We start from the raw sequence: 18,350 nt of genomic DNA, 5'->3' as shown, positions 1-18,350 counted from the left end.
GATGGATAGAGACTTTTTTGTAGAAGTTTGTATGAAAAATTTGGAGGTTTGCGGAAAAGTCGTACCTTTGCATCGCTTTTGAGAAATAAAGCTTCTTAACAAATCGGGTTCATAGCTCAGCTGGTTCAGAGCATCTGCCTTACAAGCAGAGGGTCATAGGTTCGAATCCTATTGGACCCACGATTTACAGGAGAATTTACTCCAAATGTTCATCTTAGTTATTGCAAAATCGGGTTCATAGCTCAGCTGGTTCAGAGCATCTGCCTTACAAGCAGAGGGTCATAGGTTCGAATCCTATTGGACCCACGATTTACAGGAGGATTTACTCCAAACGTTCATCAAAGTTATTGCATAAATCGGGTTCATAGCTCAGCTGGTTCAGAGCATCTGCCTTACAAGCAGAGGGTCATAGGTTCGAATCCTATTGGACCCACGATTTACAGGAGAATTTCTCCAGACGTTCATCAAAGTTATTGCATAAATCGGGTTCATAGCTCAGCTGGTTCAGAGCATCTGCCTTACAAGCAGAGGGTCATAGGTTCGAATCCTATTGGACCCACGATTTACAGGAGGATTTACTCCAAACGTTCATCAAAGTTATTGCATAAATCGGGTTCATAGCTCAGCTGGTTCAGAGCATCTGCCTTACAAGCAGAGGGTCATAGGTTCGAATCCTATTGGACCCACGATTTACAGGAGAATTTCTCCAGACGTTCATCAAAGTTATTGCATAAATCGGGTTCATAGCTCAGCTGGTTCAGAGCATCTGCCTTACAAGCAGAGGGTCATAGGTTCGAATCCTATTGGACCCACGATTTACAAGGAGTATTACTCCCACTCATTCAACAAAACAAATATTGGGGCTCATAGCTCAGCTGGTTCAGAGCACCTGCCTTACAAGCAGGGGGTCATAGGTTCGAATCCTATTGGGCCCACCACCAATTGGAAAGTCTTGCAGTTTTTGCAGGACTTTTTTTATATACTAAGAGCCTGTTTAAATTTTATTGCTCGACTTTTTAAGGGCTGTTTCGAGGTAGATTTTTTGCTTTTATCACGCAGATTTAGCGGGCTAAATCAAGGGGGAAAAGTGAAAAATATACCCTAAAGAGGCTAAAAAAGGAGCAAAGAAAGGAGTTTTATCTCCTTATATGAAAATGTTTCGGTAAAATTTAAACAGGCTCTAAACATTCAACGGATATGGAATTTTCATTAGAGGGGCGCGAATTTATTGAGCTGAACAAGTTGCTGAAGATACTTCGCCTGGTAGAGAGCGGTGGTATGGCTAATACCGTGATTGTTGAAGGTTATGTGAAACTGAACGGTCAGGTGGAATTTCAGAAAAGAAAAAAGCTGCGGGCCGGAGATCAGGTTGATTTTGACGGTCAGGTGCTGATAGATATTACTGCGTAATTGATTTCAGCGGCATACATTGATTCGATTGGATGATAGATACGATTATATTGTCTCGTTGTGGCTTCAGATGAGTGCGTTAGTCTTGCGCTAATATTGCCGTAACACGCTTTAAAGCGATAGCGTTCTGGTATAGTTGACTACGCGACATGCGGCTTGAAGCCGCTGAACGCTCTGTCGCATTCCGACAAGCGGCCTGAAGCCGCTTGTCGGATAGATAGCACAATATTAGATATGATGATTGCGGAAAGGTTGTATGTTTGCATTTCTTCAATCTTTATAAAGATATTCATTAAGCAAAAAAAGAGCGGATTCCAAACCGGAATCCGCTCTTTTTGCATTATACTGTAACGACAGATTAGTCTTCGTTTTCTTCAACTACTACGAAATCTTCAGTCAGGTAAGACGCCGGCAACAGGCGGCAATTGTACTGAGAAGCCATGATTTCACCGTAAGCACCGGCAGAACGCATAGCGATCAGGTCGCCACGTTTTGTTTTGTTCAGGTCAAGCGCTTTCGCGAAAGTATCAGACGATTCGCAGATAGGACCTACTACGTCGTAAGCTTCCATTTCACCTTCAGAGGTGATGTTTTCGATTTTGTGGTAAGCCTGGTAAAGAGCCGGACGGATAAGATCGGTCATACCGGCATCTACGATAGCGAATTTCTTATTTACACCCTCTTTTACGTAAAGCACTTTGGTGATCAGGCTACCGCACTGACATACGATAGAACGTCCTAATTCGAAGTGAACGCCTTGTCCTGCACGCAGTTTCAGGTGTTTGTGGAAAGTTTCGAAGTATGCAGCGAATCCCGGGATTGGGTTCTGTTCAGGCTGTTGGTAGTCGATACCTAAACCTCCACCTACATTGATTAATTCCAGTTTTACATTGCGGGCTTCCAGTTTGTCTTGTAGTTCGTTGATGCGTACGCAAAGGCTTTTGAAGTTGCCCATATCCAGGATTTGAGATCCGATGTGGAAGTGCAGACCGATCAGCTTCAGGTTTTTCATTGAAGCGACCACATCAATTACATGATCCATGTGAGAAAGGCTGATGCCGAATTTGTTCTCTTTCAGACCGGTAGTGATATAGTGGTGAGTGTCAGCAGCTACGTCAGGATTGATACGCAATGCGATTGATGCTACTTTGCCTTTTGCTTCAGCCAGTTCGTTGATTACTTCCAGTTCTGGAATTGACTCAGCATTAAAGCAGAAGATGTCGTGATCCAAACCAAGATTGATTTCCCAGTCGGCTTTACCTACACCGGCAAAAACGATTTTGTTTGCAGAAAAACCAGCTTTCAATGCAGCCAGGATCTCGCCGCCGCTCACGCAGTCAACGCCCAATCCCTGCTCACGGATGATTTTGAGCAATTTGGGGTTAGCGTTCGCTTTGATTGCATAGTGTACGTGGAAGTTATCGTATTTATTGCTTTCCTGATTTACAACGTCAAGCGTTTCACGAAGCAAGTCCGTATTGTAGAAATAGAACGGAGTCTGTAATTTCTTAAAATTCTCTACGGGGAAATTTCCTTTAGTATTCATCTTTAGAAATATAGTTTTTATTGTTATTTACCTGAGTATATTTGAAAAATACCCCTTCTTGCGGAAGGGGTAGAGATATGATTACTTGTTATCTTCAGCAAACAGGTTGTCGCTCAATGCCTGGAGGGCGCGTTTCTTGTCGTCAGCCTGTACCAGGAATGAGATGTTGTAGTCGCTACCACCGTAAGAGATCATACGAACCGGGATTCCTTTTAATGCGTTCACCACTTTGGCCTCGAAGCCGAGGTTGGTCCATTGCAGGTCACCGGTTACACAGATGATCACCATGTCCTTGTCAACGGTTACGGTTCCGAGTTTTTTCAGATCGTCAACGATTTCCTGAAGGTTTTTAGCGTTGTCGATCGTTACCGAAACTCCAACCTCAGAAGTGGTTACCATGTCAATCGCTGTCTGATACGATTCGAATATTTCGAATACTTTACGGAGGAAACCGTAAGCCAGCAACATGCGGCCCGATTTGATTTTGATAGCGGTAATACCATCTTTGGCAGCTACCGCCTTGATTTTATTAGGTTCCGATTCGTTGCAGATCAGTGTGCCCGGAGCTTTAGGCTCCATGGTGTTCAGCAAGCGAACAGGGATGTTAGCCAATGCTGTTGGCAGGATACAGGTCGGGTGAAGGATTTTCGCACCGAAGTATGCCAGTTCAGCTGCTTCGTCGAAGTTCAGCACGCGAACCGGAGTGGTTTTATCCACGAAGCGAGGGTCGTTGTTGTGCATACCGTCGATGTCGGTCCAGATCTGAACTTCGTCAGCTTTAACCGCAGCTCCCAGCAATGAAGCGGTGTAGTCACTACCTCCGCGTTGCAGGTTGTCGATCTCGCCATAAGCGTTGCGGCAAATGAATCCCTGAGTAATGTAGATTTCAGAATCAGGTGTGTTTTGCAGCTGGATAGCGATTTTTTCCTTGATGTAGTTTAAGTCCGGCTCTGCATTTTTGTCTGTACGCATAAAGTCAAGCGCAGGAAGCAAAGCGGCTTTAATGCCGGTCTCTTGCAGATAGTTTGTCACCATCGCGGTTGACATCAATTCGCCCTGTGCCAAAACCACTTTTTCCTCGAACATGGTAAACAGATCCTGGGTCAAAGCGCGGATATCGTTGAAGATGCCTTTTAATACATCCAGTGTCTTCTTCTTATATTCCTCTGTTGTAAACAATTCATTAACTACACCTGCATATTTCTTCTCCAGGTTGTTGATGATCTCGCTTGCAGCATCCGGGTTCTTTTTGTAAAGATAATCGGAAATTTCAACGAGGGTGTTGGTTGTACCCGACATGGCTGACAGGACTACGATTTTTTTATCGCCGTCACAGATCAATTTGGCCACATCTTTCATTCTTTGTGCAGAACCTACAGAAGTGCCACCAAACTTTAAAACTTTCATTTTTCGTTGTAAATTAAGAGGATTGTATGATTATATAAAAAACCGCATTCGCTATGATCGTCCGATCTGTTCCTGCGGTTTATCTTTTCTGACTCAAAAAGTCGTGCAAATTTATAACAAATAATTGATTTACAAAGATGAGTGTTCCGATATAATCAGCTGTTCATCTTCGCAGATCATCACTTTTCCGGGGAATTCTTTCACGAAACGGTGGTTGTGCGTGGTCATGATTACCGCGGTGCCGGTTTCGCAAATGCTTTGCAGGAGCTGTACGATCTGATCCCCTGTTTGCGGGTCGAGGTTGCCGGTCGGCTCATCGGCCAGGATGATGTCCGGATGGTTGAGCAGGGCACGGGCGATCACCACACGCTGTTGCTCTCCTCCCGAAAGTTCATGTGGCATCTTGTTGTCCATAAACTTCATACCCACCTGTTGCAGCACTTCGTTGATGCGGTGGCGGATATCCTCCTTGTTTTTCCAGCCGGTCGATTTGAGCACAAACCGAAGGTTCTCAAATACGGTACGGTCGGTCAGCAACTGGAAGTCCTGAAATACGATCCCCATCTTGCGGCGCAGGTACGGTACCTGTTTGCGCTTCAGGTGGCGCAGGTCGTACCCAAGTACGCTGGCAACGCCATTCTCAAGGGGCACATCAGCGTACATGGTTTTGAGCAGACTACTCTTTCCGGAGCCTACCTTGCCGATGACGTAGAGGAATTCACCTTTGCGCAATTCCAGTTCTACATTTTTCAGAACAACGTTGTCCTGACGGGAAATATCTACTCCCTGGTAATGTACCAATACTTCCATGAGGATCTCAGTATGAGGTGCAGGATTAAGTTTGACGAACTATTCTTTGTGACGTTTTTTCAGCTCCATAGCCAGGTCTTCGATGCGGTGGCCTTTGCTGGTCAGCAATACGATCAGGTGGTAGATCAGGTCAGAAGCTTCGTAAAGGAACCCTTCGTCGGTACCGTTGGTCGCTTCGATAACAGTCTCTACAGCCTCTTCGCCTACCTTCTGCGCCATGCGGTTTACCCCTTTTTTGAAAAGAGAAGTGGTGTAAGAACCTTCAGGCATCTCTTGGTGACGACGGGTGATGAAGTCCTGCAAGTATGCGAGGAACTGGATCGGGTTTTCGTTGATCTCTTCGAAGCAGGTATCCGCGCCAGTGTGGCATACCGGGCCTACCGGATTTACCTTGATCAGCAATGTGTCGTTGTCGCAATCTACAGCGATATTTTTTACCAACAGGAAGTTTCCGCTTTCTTCACCTTTCGTCCAAAGACGATTTTTAGTGCGGCTGAAGAAGGTTACTTTGCCGATTTCTACTGTTTTCTGATAAGCAGCTTCGTTCATGAAACCGAGCATCAATACCTTGTTGGTCTGTTCATCCTGGATGATGGCGGGAACCAATCCCTCCATTTTATTAAAGTCGATCATAATTGTCTATTAGTTTGCTTGCAGGCGGCAAAGATAGTCATTTTTAATGGACAGCGGAAAGTTTGACTGGATGAATCGGTGGGAGAGGGAGTGGTTTTTGTCAATGCAGGAGTGTTGTCGGTATATGCCGGACTCAGCTCTGGCATTATGTATCGGTCACACTTACGGGGTTGTGCGGTTGTGGAGTGTCGCAGGCGTCGGTCTTTAGTCGGGTGGTAAGATGAAAGAGAAAGGAATATATGTTCATTGATGGTAGTCACTTGTGGGTGCAGCGTCCCGATAGCTATTTAACCGCTGATTCCAATCGGATATTATCGCGGTTATCACATAGCCCGCAGAAGAACATTCTTTGCAAGTATTGAGCTTTACTTGCTGATTGTGATAGTTTGCGCTATGCAGAGAATGATCGCGGATGATCGGACGAGTATCGGAGCAATATCGGAGGAGTATCGGAGCAGTAGATTACCCCGGTAAGGTAAATCTGTTGTTGGGTAGGGTAATTTCCGTATGTTTTCCGGAGATTGGTGGCTTTCTTCTCCGCATATACTCTCTACTGTCGGGTTTAAATGAAAAACATCCGACTGAAGCGGTGTGCTTTAGTCGGATGTTTTTTGTTTGGTAAGGCCGGTGGCCTTGATTATTCACGACGTAGGCCGGAGCCATACGCCGAACGGCTTACTGCGGTTTTGATTGTTTATCGGTTGTAAATCAGGCTACGCCGAACGGATAGATGGTTATTTATTCTTCCACGGGTTTTCACCCGTGGTTATTCAAATTAAAGTCCTTCAGACTTTTGCTCACGCATTGTATTAACCTTAAAGATTCAATTGTAAAGGTTGCTAAGAATGTTAACCCATACTAAAACCAGTAGAACCCTAATAATAAAAAAAACGCTCACTTTTCAATCCTGTGAAAAGTGAGCGTTTTATGCTTGCAATGACACTTTATGCGGTTATTTTAAGTATGAAGCGGCAACCTTTTGTGTAAGTCGGATCAAGTGTCAGACTGCCATTTAATTTCATAGCAATCAGAGAGCAGATAGGCAATCCAAGACCATCACCCTGTGTAAGATCCTTAATGCCGCTGAACGGTTTGAATATTTCTTCGCGTTGTTCAGCTGGAATTCCCGGACCTGTATCCGTAACAGAAAACTGGAAGACATGAGCTGCACGTTTCTTAAATTCGAGAGTAATTTTCCCGCTTTCAGTATGATAAGCTGCATTTCGCAGTAAATGATTCAATAGAAAAGTCAGTTGTTCGGTGTTGGTTTTCAATTGAAGAGCAGTCACATCAAGTGAAGTGGTAACGCCTGTTTTCAACTCTCCTTTAATTCCGCTTATCAATTCATCACACAATTTACCGACATTACAATTGTCATTGAGTTCATATGTTTCTGATAAAGAATTTTCCAGAGTTGTAAGATCCTGGATATGTTTACTAAAACTCTTCAATGCGCTGATTTGTACGCTCAAATGTTGAGCTCCTGTTATCCTGCCGGCTGATTGATCCAAAGCATCCAATGCCGGAGCCATCTGAGCTGAGATGTTATTGATAAACTGAGATTTCAGTTCATTGTGTTCATTAGCAATGCGGATTGTTTTTTTCTGCCGGGCAATTACCGCCAGATTACGAATCATCAATACGATAAGAATTGCAAGACCTGCTGCAAGAATTACGATCAGAGTAATCAGTCCACCGATAATGTGCTTTTTAGTGGCTAACGCGTCATCCTTTTCCTTTATCGTTTGCAGGCTTTCGTTGTATTTCCTTTTAGCGACACTCAGTTCGTCCTGAGCATTCATTGTTTTTGCAGTTTCAAGCCATGCAATCAGCTTGTCATAAGTACGAGCTACGAGTGGTGCATTGTTGGCGCGGGTAGCAACTCCGATCAGCGTTTTGTAACATGCTGTCACTTTATCATAGTTCTTCTGTTTGCGGTATTTGGCAATCAATTCGGAGAATGTCGCATCGCCTTCTGTATTTTGTCCAAAAGAGTAGTGGTAGTTCATTTTGCTATACAGATAGTCATTATGGATATCCTGATTGTCCGATTGATTTGCCAGTTCCTGCAGTCGGTCCAACTGAACTTTTGCCTGAACCGGATTTTTAAGTTTCAGGTACATGTTTTCCCGTTCCTTGGTTACCAGAAAGAAGAGGTCGTATAGTGTTTTATGCTGAGTCTGTCCTGCATTAGCAATCATCTGATCCAATGTGCGACACATATCGAAGGCCTCTTTATAAAGGAATTCTCTGTGATAAAGATTGCTGACGTATATTCCGCATTCAACTGCCTGTTTATAGCTTCCGGCTGCTGCAAAAGCATCAAAGGCCTGTTTGTAGAGAGAACGCGAAGATGTAAAATCTTTTTGTTCATATCGGGCTTTTGCCTGTTTTATTAAGTCATCTCCCTTGCTAGTCGGGGTTTGAGCTTGAACCATCATATAGAGGCATAAACTTAAAGCGAGGATTACTTTTTTTAATCTCATTCTTTTTCCGGGTTAATTAGATTTAGTTTCATAATAACATAAACATCGATTCGGATTGAAGCAGGTTGAATTAGCCTTAGCGAAACATAGTTTCATTTTTAGATGAAGCTTTACCTGATGGAAACGATGTTGTAGCGGCAAATTTAACCAAACTTTTAACATGGAAAGCAAGTTAGGTGCGGATTTTCCCTTTAGCGAAATTCGAAACAGGCAATTGTTGCAGATTATAGATAATAAAGCCTTTTTTCAAGTCTGATATCTGAGTTGTGCTATGAATATATTCGCACAAAAGAGGGGTTAAGTTTATATGATAACCTACGGAGAGTGTTGCCATACACCGAGTGATCAACTGTGGTATGTCATTGTTGTATTGGTTGTTTATAAGCTACGCTAAAAAAGGGAAGAAATATACCTTCATTGATGACAATCCTTTGTTGAGGAAGTTTCCCGATAGCTATTTAACCGCTGATTCCAGTTGTAGTTATTTTGTCGTTTTCCTTTATCAGATAAAATACAGTGTCATTTACAGTGTCATTTTCTGATTTTACAGTGTCCTTATATCTAAGGTGCATTTCTTGGGCAGAAGCCATACGCCGAACGACCTAATGAGGTTTTTGGTTGATTTGCTAAAAGTTTCAACTGGGTAGTGTCACTAACAAACTCACTGTTCTCTTTTTCAATTTGGCTTTTAGATGTTTCCAATAGTTGCGGGTTTTGGTGTAATCGTCCTAGTTAGTAAGCACAGCTACAATATCCAACACACTAAACCGCCATTTGGATTTTTGTTCGTCCCAGGCGGCTCGTGCTTCGCGGTCGTCAAAAATAACGGATGGATATTTGGGCGTTGCTCATAATTTGGAAGTCATCTACTCTATTGTTCAAAAAATTACCCTCAAAAGTTATGGTAATTTTATCTTGTAGGTTCTGTATGATGTGTCAAGTTGCAGTGACTTAGTTTTCAACTGCTGGTTTTAAATAAAAAACATCCGACTGAAGTGGCGTGCTTAGGTCGGATATTTTTGTTTTGGTAAGGCCGGAGGCTTTGATTTTTTGACGACGTAGGCTGGAGTCATACGCCGAACGGCATGCTGCATTTTGTTATATTGGTGTTTATTAAGCTATGCTGAACGGAGAATGTTTACTTACTCTATTTGATGTTTCAATTCCAAACTATCGAAGAAATCGGTTTTGAGACTTCCTGCAACGACAGAATATGGGTAATTTTTAGAATCTAAGTTATATCCTAATATCACAATTCCTCTAATGTTTTCTTTATCGCACGAAACGACAATGTCGTTAATAATAGCATTTCTAGTTTCTTTATCTGTGTCCTTATATGGATACCCAACTATTGCATACTTTCTTCTTTTCGGGCCACAATCCATAATTAGCCAATTGTGCCGTTGAATACACTTGCCCTTTATAACCCTATCGGAAAGATGTTTTAAAGTCTTCTCAAATTTAAGTTGATCCTCTTCTGGCATATTTAATAAGATGTACGACATATGCAGCCAATTCTTGGCGTTTTTCTCAAGCGTTACTAGCAAATCGTTCCAATACTTGGTCTTTCTTAAATATGGTTTCTTTACATTAACCCCTCTATGTTTTCCAATAAAATACGGGTCAAGTGCTTTTGATTTCAATGTCAAATCAATGTGGAATAATTCGTCGTATTCTGTCTCTCCAATATTAAATCCATTATCTAAATAGAAGCCGAACAAATCTATTTCATCTCCTCGAAAATTCAGATGTGCCTCAAACTCCCTTCTTCTTGACAAATAGTGTATTTTTTCTGCTTGTAAAGGAAGTACTTCAAATATTACTTCTAAATCCGTCAAACTTATTGAGGGAGCTAATTCACTTAACTTGTGAGAGGTAATTTTTGAATCGATTAAATTTTTAAGGTTACAACCTATTGATCCCAGGTTTGAGAGAGTAACCCCAAGCGGCACGTAGTATTCGATTTTAGTACTGTCTATCTGATTTTTTGCCCCGGATTTTGTTTTAAATGTATGTGTCTGTTTGTGCTTCTTTAAGTAATTTTCAAAGCGAATTGCTTGTTCAGAAGGCTCTATGATTAGTTTCTGTAAAGTTCCGGAAAGTCTTTCAGTTGCACCACGCCTTGCCGGTGGTGATACGGTGCCAGATTTGCATTCTACTATTATTGCAAAATCTTCTATTAATACGATTAAGTCGTTTTCAAATTCTTTATTTTCTGTTGGGCATTTCCATAAACTCCCGGTAAAAATCTGAGCATCGGGAAAGGATTGCCTGAATAGTTGCTCTACTTTCGCTTCGAGATATTTCCCTTTTTTTAGAGCATATTCTTTTTTCAATTCGTTGTCGTTCGAAATAAACTTTTCAAGTAAGTCCACTCCAAGGTGACTGAACATGTGTGTGATAACAGAGAAATACTTATCCCCATCTATATTTATAAATGGTTTTGAATGAACCGGATTATCCAAAAATATATGGTCTTTATTTATCTGCGAGAGTTCACCAAATTTAAAACTGAGCTTATCTAAGACATTGCAAATCTCATTTTCTGGAATTTCGCCTGATAAATGACTGTGAATCTCGGATGAACTATGCGTGAAAATGTCTGATAAAAACAAATCGGAATGCTGTAGTAATAGTGCTTTTAGTGTTTTGATATCCTTTCCATACCTATCCCATAATCTTTTTCTTGTCGAATCATCGGTGCATTTCACATGCCTAAAGCATTTCTCGTATTTATCAAACACTTCATTATATTTTTTCATCCTGCAAAAAGAGGAGGTTTTTCTGAGATGAATATTTATTTTTTCTTCTGTAAGAGAAACTAAACTAAAGAGAATGTCAAGAAAATTTTTAGGACTAAAACCTAGCGAAGTAACAAAGCGGTCTTCTATCAATTCGGCTAAATCATAAGCTGTGGTTTCCATTTGTTGAACAAATGCCCAATTTCTCACCGCTCGGGTGTGGTTCATCATTTCTGTTCTCAATAGCATTTTGCTAATGTCTTCTTGGGTTTCCGCTTTCTCTACTAACAGAAAACTCATAAAAGAATGATTCTGGCTAAGGTTTTTAATGGTTGTTTTAAATTCTTCAATACTTTCATGTAGTGGCTTCGCCGAAAGGTTTTGCTCAAACATCAATGAGATACATTGCAAAATTTCAAGGTGAAAGGGGGCAAAGTCAAGATAACCATTAACAGCTTCTTCATCAATCCCCTCTTTATTTAGCGAAAAATAATATGCACAAAAAGAGCATAAATACAAAGAATCATATTCTTTGAAGAAGTGAATCAGTTTTGGGTAATCACTTTCAAAGTCGTTTTTTGCTTTGTTGCCTATTTCGAGTAGAAACTCTATTCTTTTCTCAAATGGAATATCAGCTGGAAAAGGATTTTCCATTTGAACAAATTCTTGCTTAACGACTTCGTATGGTTTAGGATTCCTCTTCTTTGGATTTTTCTTTGGAAATTTTCTTTTTCTACTTTTAGGCATAGTAGGTTATTATTTATTGATGTTCAACTTTATGGCGTGTACTGCTTTTTCTTTCTTTTCATCTACCACTTTAGCATAAATATGTGTTGTTTTTACATTGGTGTGGCCTAACAACTTGGAAACGGCGTAAATATCTGTACCGCCTGCAAGTTGCAAGGTTGCGTAAGTATTACGGAAGCAATGAAACGTAATATTTCGTGTAATTCCTGCGGATTTTATCCAACGCTTTAATGGGCCCGAATTCCAATAGGGGTCTGGTAAATCTTCAAAAACATGTTGCTCCGGCTTGTCGGGTTCACCGCAAAGATGATAAGCTTGTTTTGAAATTGGCATATATTCAACCATATTTTCTCCATAATATGCCAATAACTACTACATACAAAATAAAACCGCAGTATGTCGTTCGGCGAGAGGCTCCTGTCTTCGTCGTTAGAATATCAAAGCCTCCGGATTTACCTTAATGTGAAAATCACCCGATAATAAATGGAAATCTCCACACCAATATTATTTGATTTTTCGAACAAGAATCAAAAATAACCATTCCTTTCCGATTATTTCTGCTTTACCACCTTCATATTGAAAAAAATGTTTCATATCTATTGCAGAAACTCCTTTCGAGATGTTACTATCGGCTACTTGAAGTAATGCCTGCTAACGATAACTAGGAGGTATGAGTTGCAAAATTTGGAAAAGTGAGCATTTGCCATTTTGTCACAAGAATATGCGGTTTTCATAGCACCCAACTCCGTTCTTCCTCCACAGCAGCTCCACAGCAACTCCACATATGCTCCACAGCAACTCCACATATGCTCCACAGTTGTCCACATGTAGTCAGTTTGATAAAAAATACGGGATTGGCTGGTTTTACTTTCAGAATGATAATGGGGTGAGGAGCGATGCTGTTTTTAATAACGCTGTCAGATGCAAGCACGCTGACAGTTTCGAGGGATGAGAATACCAGTCCGCCTAATTAACCGCCCAATGATCACGTACCGATAACCTGGCAGTGTCGATAGATCTGTCAGCGTTAAAAACTACCTATACTCCGGCAGAAGAGACAGCTGTTAATCTCGTCTGGATATTGAGTGCCTTATTGACACCGGAGACGTATTACAATAGCTCCCTCGTAGGGAAAAGTGAAAGAGGAGATTTTTTCATTTACCCAAAGACTCTCGATGAGGGAGCCTTTGGGGTGGGGTATCTCCGTTTTTTGTTCGTTTCGGAGTGTTATCATAAGCATATCATAGATATACCATGAACACACCATTAAGTGAGATATCACAGTAGTATCACAGTATTGACACAGTAGTAATACAGTGTTATTACAGTCTTATATAGGACTGTGATATCACTGTATTAATAGTATAACTCTGCTTTATCAGTTTAATCAGAAATGTGCTTAAGGATAGAGGAGACTGTGCTTGCGGTGTGTTGAAGCTCTGGGTGATTTCCGGTTATAGCCAACTTTTCCAAAGGTTGATGCTTTCGGGAAAGCTGAGATTCTTCCGATGCATCCGCTTTGACATTTTGTTACTATCGAAACTTCAAAATTCCCCCTGTTTTATACTGCTGATGCTCCACGTATCCTCCATGTATGCTCCACGTATGGTCTACATACGCTCCGGGAATCGGGTAAAAGTCGTATGTCGGGGGATTTGCTTGCCTTTTTTGTTTGATAGGAGTGTTTTCCTGTCAAAATGATAATGTGAGGATTAAATGATCGGGAAAGGTGATTTGTTTTCTCTGATTTCTTTATTTGTTACGCGTCAAGCAGCTTAGAGCCGCTGAACGCTGGTGTCCTCACTCTCGGAAATAGTCTTTAATTGAGCTTGCTGTTCTGTTAAAAGTATCTTCGCTATACTCTTTTCCACCCAATTCATCTTAACTAATAAGTTTCGCATTGATAATAGTTATACTTTTGTAATCATTAATTCAAATGAATAATTGCGATGACTGAACCAAATATTAATATTATTGCCGAAAACCTGATTTCGATTCACCCGTTGCTGTATAAAAGCATTTCGCGTCCTATGCGCGCCAAATCACCGATTACGCCGGGGGGGATGTTTGTTTTGGGGAGCCTGAAAAGGCACGGAACCCTTTCCATGACGGATATCGGAAAATGCCTGGATATGCCCAAGCCACACGTGACAGTGATTGTGGATAAGCTGATCGAGGAGGGGTATGTGGAACGTCATAATGACCCGAAAGACAGGCGTGTGATTAATATTGTGTTGACCGAAAAGGGATTACACAATTTTGAAGAAATAAAGAGAAGTGCCTCAGAGGGCCTGAAGGAGAAGCTGGCATTACTCAGCGATCAGGAACTCGAAGAGCTGCTCGTTTCTTCCCAAAAAGTGAAAGAGATTCTACTTACTATATTGTCAAAAGAGTAATTCAAATTAATATTCAACTATTGTTTATGGAGAATAACAAAGAAAAGAAAGAGAAAAGCGGGAAAGTATATATTCCCCTCATTTTAGTGATCATATTAGTTCTGGGTGGTGCCGTTTACTGGTATATCGACTACTCCAAATACATCAAAACGGACGATGCGCACGTGGAAAGTGATAATGTGGCAGTGAGTTCGAAGATTCTGGGAAGAATCAGCCAGGTGTTTGCCCAGGAGGGTGATTCGGTAAAACAAGGCGAACTGATTGCCGTGCTTGACAGTACCGACCTCGTTGCCCAGAAAAACCAGGCCATTGCCAACAAACTTCAGACTCAGGCCTCTATCGCTCAGGCAGAAGCCAAATTGCAGTTTGATGTAAAAAACAGCACTGTACAGAAAATCGCTTTAGATAAAGCCAAAGAAGATTATGCCCGTGCCAAAAGCCAGTACAGCGGTGATGTAATTGCCAAAGAGCAATACGACCATGCTAAAAAGGCATACGAATCGGCTCAGGCGCAGTTGGAAGCTTCCCGTTCACAGGCGAAAGTGTCGAGCGCACAAATCAGCAGTTCAAGAGCAGCCGTTGCCAGTGCTGATGCCCAGATCCGTGTGATTCAGACCCAAATCAACAATACGAAGTTGTATGCACCCTGTAACGGTGTAGTTGGTAAACGTTGGTTGATGCCGGGCGATATTGCGCAGCCGGGACAGTCTATCTTTACCCTGGTAAGTAGCAATAAATTGTGGATCAGCATTTTCCTCGAAGAGACAAAACTGGAAAACCTGCATATCGGACAAAATGTCCTCTTTACCCTCGATACCTATCCGGGCGTGACATTTACCGGTAAAATCATGACATTGGGTTCAAATACCGCTTCTACCTTCTCGTTGATTCCTGCCAACAATGCATCGGGTAACTTTACCAAAGTAACTCAGCGCGTGCAGTTGAAAATCTCTATCGACGGAACAACAGACGGCAAAAAAGCATCCGAATACCGTATCTTATCAGGTATGTCGGCCGTTGTAAAAATAGTTAGGTAATGAGAAGAGTTACTACAGCACATAAACTGCGCCGGAAACTGCGTAGTCGTGAATCGGTCTATCACCCCCGACACCATAAATACAAGTGGTTCGTGCTGGGGAATATCATGATAGGTACCTTCATGGCTGTGCTCGACAGTACGATCGTTAATGTGGGGCTGCCCAAGATTATGGCTTCCTTCGGTGTCGGTATTGATAAGATCGAATGGGTGATTACCGCTTACATGCTGGCCATGGCGGTGATGCTGCCTACTTCGGGCTGGCTCGCCGATAAGTTTGGGTACAAAAGGCTTTACTTCCTCGGGATTTTATTCTTTACGATTGGGTCATTACTGTGCGGAATGTCGTATGACGAAAATACGCTCATTATCTCCCGTATCATACAAGGTTTGGGTGCCGGTGTAATCCAGCCGTTGGGTATGGCGGTGATTACCCGTGAATTCCCTCCGCAACAACGCGGTATGGCGTTAGGTTTCTGGGCGATTGCGGCAGCGGCTTCTGTATCTTTCGGACCGCTGATTGGCGGTTATCTGGTGGATAACTTCAGCTGGCAGCTCATCTTTACGGTAAATATTCCGTTTGGTATCGCGGCTATGCTTTTCACAATACTGATTCAGCAGGAGTTTATCAATCCGCGTGTGGGAAAATTCGACTTTATCGGGTTTATCTCTGTGGTCATCTTCCTGCCTCTGACGTTGTACACTTTGTCGGAAGGTAATGCAGCCACGAATAGCGAAGGGTGGAGCTCTCCGTTTATCCTCTCTTGTATGGCCATTTCGATACTTTCGCTGGCCGTCTTTATTACCCAGGAGCTGACGACTGACCATCCGTTTATCGAACTGCGACTGTTGAAGGATTACAACTTCGGGATGGGGAATCTGGTCATGCTGTTGCTCTTTTTGGGGATGCTGGGCAGTACCTTCCTGATGCCGCTTTATTTGCAGAATGCGTTGGGATATACCGCCGTTCAGGCCGGTTCGGTGTTCCTGCCGGTAGGGATTATTCAGGGGTTCATGTCTCCGTTGTCTGGGAAGATTTCGGATAAATACGGTCCGAAAGCACCTATGGCATTAGGCGTGATACTGTTGGCCATCAGCTTTTTCCTGAATTCAAAGCTCTCGTACCTGACCGAACATGACTATATCATGACTTCGCTCTACATTCGTGGACTTGCTTTGGGTATCTTGTTTACACCTCTAAGTGCCGTGATGCTGTTGAATATTCCCCGCGAAAAGATGGCGCAGGCGTCGAGTATTTCCAATACCATTCGCCAGTTAGGCGGTAGCCTTGGGGTGGCCATTTTTTCTACCTGTCTCACCTCTCGCATTACCTATAACGCGCAGATGTACGGAACCGCCATTCAGGCCACATCGCAACAGTTTAAAAACGTAGCGACCAATCTGTCCTATTATGCCCAACAGCATGTGGGCAGTAGTGCAGCCACCGCTATGCAGCAAAGCAAGTACATGATTTTGTCGCACCTCAATTTGCAAGCTTATATCCAGGGGATTGACGATGACTTCTGGATTGCATCTGTGATTACCATTCTGGGGATTATCCCGGTACTTGTGATGCGAACCCAAAAACATAAACAAACCGTAAAAGCTTAATTCAATGATATTATCAAGTAAAAAGGAATTTCCTTATGCTTCTTTCACCCCTAAATCTAAAGGGGACTTGGCGGAGTGCAATTCCGGGGCAGTTGGATTTATTCAATTAAGAACAGCCGAAATTTCAAATGGCTCCTCTGCAAAAGCCCCCTTTAGGGGGTTGGGGGTAGCAAGAGTAATATTGAGCTTGATTACTGTTGCATTTACCGTTTTCTCGGTGAAAGGCGCTTCCCAGGCTAAAGATTCCCTTTCGCTCAATGCGATAATTAGCGAAGTGGTACAAAACCACCCGTTGGTAAAGAAGGCATCGGAGGAACTGACTGTCAGCGATGCCCGCATCGGCATTGCCCAATCGGCCTATTTGCCAACAGTTGATTTTGATGCAACCTATACTCATATCGGACCGGTGCCAGAAATAAGTTTCAATGGAAATAGTTTTAAAATGGCACCTACAGAGAATTACAACGCAGCCTTCAATGTGGTGCAGAAAATCACCGATTTTAAACGCACCGATAAGGCTATTTCTCTGGAAAAACAGGGCAAAGAGTTAACCCGCCAGTCCATTGAGCAAGTGAAACAAAAGCTTTCGCAGGCAGCGATTGGCAACTATTTCGCTCTGTTGTATCTCCAGGAATCTATTAAGATTAAAGACGAGCAGCTGGCTACACTCAATGAGCACCTTCGCTATGTGAAGAAGAAACAAGAGACAGGTTCGGCTACTCAATACGAAATCCTGACTACCCAGGTGCGTATCTCGGCGATTGAGAACCAGAAAACGGATCTTGAGGTAGCCCGTCAGACTCAGGTTAGTCAGTTGAATACATTGTTGGGTAAACCGGAATCGACTTCGCAGCAGGTGAAGAACGAACTGAATATCTCTCTTATGGATTTGCAAAATGAGGCGCTGATCAACACTGCTATGCAGAACCGCGATGAGATGAAACTGGCCCGCGAGAAAGCGAAACTGGCAGAAATGAAATACAGCCTGACCGGTGCGCAAAATAATGCTTCAATCAACGGATTCCTGCAGGGCGGTATCAAGGATGGCTATTTTCCAAACCTTTACCAACCGAAAGCCAATTACGCCATTGGTGTGAGTCTGAAAGTGCCGATTTATGACGGCAAACGCAGTAAATACAATCTGGCACAGGCTAAATCCGCAATTGTAGTCAATGACCAAGAGACGGAATATACCCGCCGTACCATTGTCAATGAGGTAGTGGAAAGCTCTGCTAACGTGAAGGCTTCTCAAAAGAAAGTGGAGCAATCGGAACTGCAACTTGAGCAGGCTACCCAGGCATACAAACTGGCGCAGAACCGCTTTGCATCGGGTGTGATTACTAACCTCGAATTGCTGGATGGTTCTACGGCTGTATCCGAAAGCCGCCTGATGTTGCTTAAATCAAAAATCGATTATACTGTCAATCTGTATAAGCTGAAATCAGCTGTCGGAGAAAGGTTGTATTGATCATATCATATTCTTCTCATAAAAAAGAGGATGTTCTAAAAAGAAAACCTGACAAGTTT

The 18,350-nt window shown here is 42.5% G+C and carries 11 protein-coding genes, 7 tRNA genes and 1 pseudogene; 12 read left to right on the top strand and 7 right to left on the bottom strand.

The features are described from left to right. The first annotated feature begins 105 nt into the window (after positions 1–105). From MLE17_RS01585 to MLE17_RS01550, 8 genes are all read left to right on the top strand, one after another. A tRNA-Val gene (locus MLE17_RS01585) sits at positions 106–180 on the top strand. 51 nt (positions 181–231) lie between these two features. Then, positions 232–306: transfer RNA gene (locus tag MLE17_RS01580), tRNA-Val, on the top strand. Between the two features lie 52 nt (positions 307–358). Beyond that, a tRNA-Val gene (locus MLE17_RS01575) sits at positions 359–433 on the top strand. Positions 434–484: 51 nt separating this feature from the next. After that, positions 485–559 (top strand) — tRNA-Val (locus MLE17_RS01570). Between the two features lie 52 nt (positions 560–611). After that, positions 612–686: transfer RNA gene (locus MLE17_RS01565), tRNA-Val, on the top strand. A 51-nt stretch (positions 687–737) separates the two neighbouring features. Beyond that, a tRNA-Val gene (locus MLE17_RS01560) sits at positions 738–812 on the top strand. Between the two features lie 48 nt (positions 813–860). Then, a tRNA-Val gene (locus MLE17_RS01555) sits at positions 861–938 on the top strand. 259 nt (positions 939–1,197) lie between these two features. Continuing rightward, positions 1,198–1,410: an RNA-binding S4 domain-containing protein gene (locus MLE17_RS01550; protein ID WP_243345786.1), complete on the top strand. Its 213-nt coding sequence runs from the start codon at positions 1,198–1,200 to the stop codon at positions 1,408–1,410. 358 nt (positions 1,411–1,768) lie between these two features. Here MLE17_RS01550 and lysA read toward each other — a convergent pair whose 3' ends face one another. The 7 genes and pseudogenes from lysA to MLE17_RS01510 form a co-directional block, all read right to left on the bottom strand. Continuing rightward, positions 1,769–2,956: a diaminopimelate decarboxylase gene (lysA, locus tag MLE17_RS01545; RefSeq protein ID WP_243345784.1), complete on the bottom strand. Its 1,188-nt coding sequence runs from the start codon at positions 2,954–2,956 to the stop codon at positions 1,769–1,771. An 81-nt stretch (positions 2,957–3,037) separates the two neighbouring features. Then, the gene (locus MLE17_RS01540; RefSeq protein WP_243345782.1) at positions 3,038–4,363 is read right to left on the bottom strand and encodes an aspartate kinase; all 1,326 of its coding nucleotides are present in this window, start codon (positions 4,361–4,363) and stop codon (positions 3,038–3,040) included. Positions 4,364–4,492: 129 nt separating this feature from the next. Continuing rightward, positions 4,493–5,173 carry a cell division ATP-binding protein FtsE gene (locus MLE17_RS01535; RefSeq protein WP_243345780.1) on the bottom strand — a complete coding sequence of 227 codons (681 nt, stop codon included), beginning with the start codon at positions 5,171–5,173 and terminating at the stop codon, positions 4,493–4,495. A gap of 39 nt (positions 5,174–5,212) precedes the next feature. Continuing rightward, entirely contained in the window at positions 5,213–5,806 is a 594-nt protein-coding gene (gene hisIE / locus MLE17_RS01530; RefSeq protein WP_243345778.1) for a bifunctional phosphoribosyl-AMP cyclohydrolase/phosphoribosyl-ATP diphosphatase HisIE, read from the bottom strand. Positions 5,807–6,750: 944 nt separating this feature from the next. Continuing rightward, on the bottom strand, positions 6,751–8,292 hold the full coding sequence (locus tag MLE17_RS01525; RefSeq protein ID WP_243345755.1) for a sensor histidine kinase: 1,542 nt from the start codon (positions 8,290–8,292) through the stop codon (positions 6,751–6,753). Positions 8,293–9,434: 1,142 nt separating this feature from the next. Next, positions 9,435–11,780 carry a hypothetical protein gene (locus MLE17_RS01515; protein WP_243345754.1) on the bottom strand — a complete coding sequence of 782 codons (2,346 nt, stop codon included), beginning with the start codon at positions 11,778–11,780 and terminating at the stop codon, positions 9,435–9,437. Positions 11,781–11,789: 9 nt separating this feature from the next. Further along, positions 11,790–12,122 (bottom strand): annotated as a pseudogene (locus MLE17_RS01510) (tyrosine-type recombinase/integrase); the annotation flags it as partial. Positions 12,123–13,729: 1,607 nt separating this feature from the next. Between MLE17_RS01510 and MLE17_RS01505 the strand changes: the two are divergent. From MLE17_RS01505 to MLE17_RS01490, 4 genes are read left to right on the top strand one after another with little or no spacing between them, the layout of a single operon-like run. Continuing rightward, positions 13,730–14,176 carry a MarR family winged helix-turn-helix transcriptional regulator gene (locus MLE17_RS01505; protein ID WP_243345753.1) on the top strand — a complete coding sequence of 149 codons (447 nt, stop codon included), beginning with the start codon at positions 13,730–13,732 and terminating at the stop codon, positions 14,174–14,176. Positions 14,177–14,202: 26 nt separating this feature from the next. Further along, on the top strand, positions 14,203–15,213 hold the full coding sequence (locus tag MLE17_RS01500; RefSeq protein WP_243345752.1) for an HlyD family secretion protein: 1,011 nt from the start codon (positions 14,203–14,205) through the stop codon (positions 15,211–15,213). Continuing rightward, a complete protein-coding gene (locus tag MLE17_RS01495; protein WP_262920271.1) occupies positions 15,213–16,823 on the top strand; it encodes a DHA2 family efflux MFS transporter permease subunit in 1,611 nt (536 codons plus the stop codon). The genes MLE17_RS01500 and MLE17_RS01495 overlap by 1 nt, the downstream gene beginning before the upstream one ends. A 4-nt stretch (positions 16,824–16,827) precedes the next feature. Next, entirely contained in the window at positions 16,828–18,291 is a 1,464-nt protein-coding gene (locus tag MLE17_RS01490) for a TolC family protein (RefSeq protein WP_243345744.1), read from the top strand. Positions 18,292–18,350 lie beyond the last annotated feature (59 nt).

Origin of the sequence: Parabacteroides sp. FAFU027, assembly GCF_022808675.1 — a bacterium.
In the GTDB taxonomy this organism is placed as follows: domain Bacteria; phylum Bacteroidota; class Bacteroidia; order Bacteroidales; family UBA7332; genus CAXXIC01.
Note: the sequence above shows the minus strand (reverse complement) of the source record. Positions and strands in the feature narration are given on the sequence as shown.

What these genes read in the sequence shown, in the direction of transcription:
- MLE17_RS01550 (WP_243345786.1), top strand. Translation starts at nt 1,198, where the DNA reads ATGGAATTTTCATTAGAGGGGCGCGAATTTATTGAGCTGAACAAGTTG.
- lysA (WP_243345784.1), bottom strand. Translation starts at nt 2,956, where the DNA reads ATGAATACTAAAGGAAATTTCCCCGTAGAGAATTTTAAGAAATTACAG.
- MLE17_RS01540 (WP_243345782.1), bottom strand. Translation starts at nt 4,363, where the DNA reads ATGAAAGTTTTAAAGTTTGGTGGCACTTCTGTAGGTTCTGCACAAAGA.
- MLE17_RS01535 (WP_243345780.1), bottom strand. Translation starts at nt 5,173, where the DNA reads ATGGAAGTATTGGTACATTACCAGGGAGTAGATATTTCCCGTCAGGAC.
- hisIE (WP_243345778.1), bottom strand. Translation starts at nt 5,806, where the DNA reads ATGATCGACTTTAATAAAATGGAGGGATTGGTTCCCGCCATCATCCAG.
- MLE17_RS01525 (WP_243345755.1), bottom strand. Translation starts at nt 8,292, where the DNA reads ATGAGATTAAAAAAAGTAATCCTCGCTTTAAGTTTATGCCTCTATATG.
- MLE17_RS01515 (WP_243345754.1), bottom strand. Translation starts at nt 11,780, where the DNA reads ATGCCTAAAAGTAGAAAAAGAAAATTTCCAAAGAAAAATCCAAAGAAG.
- MLE17_RS01505 (WP_243345753.1), top strand. Translation starts at nt 13,730, where the DNA reads ATGACTGAACCAAATATTAATATTATTGCCGAAAACCTGATTTCGATT.
- MLE17_RS01500 (WP_243345752.1), top strand. Translation starts at nt 14,203, where the DNA reads ATGGAGAATAACAAAGAAAAGAAAGAGAAAAGCGGGAAAGTATATATT.
- MLE17_RS01495 (WP_262920271.1), top strand. Translation starts at nt 15,213, where the DNA reads ATGAGAAGAGTTACTACAGCACATAAACTGCGCCGGAAACTGCGTAGT.
- MLE17_RS01490 (WP_243345744.1), top strand. Translation starts at nt 16,828, where the DNA reads ATGATATTATCAAGTAAAAAGGAATTTCCTTATGCTTCTTTCACCCCT.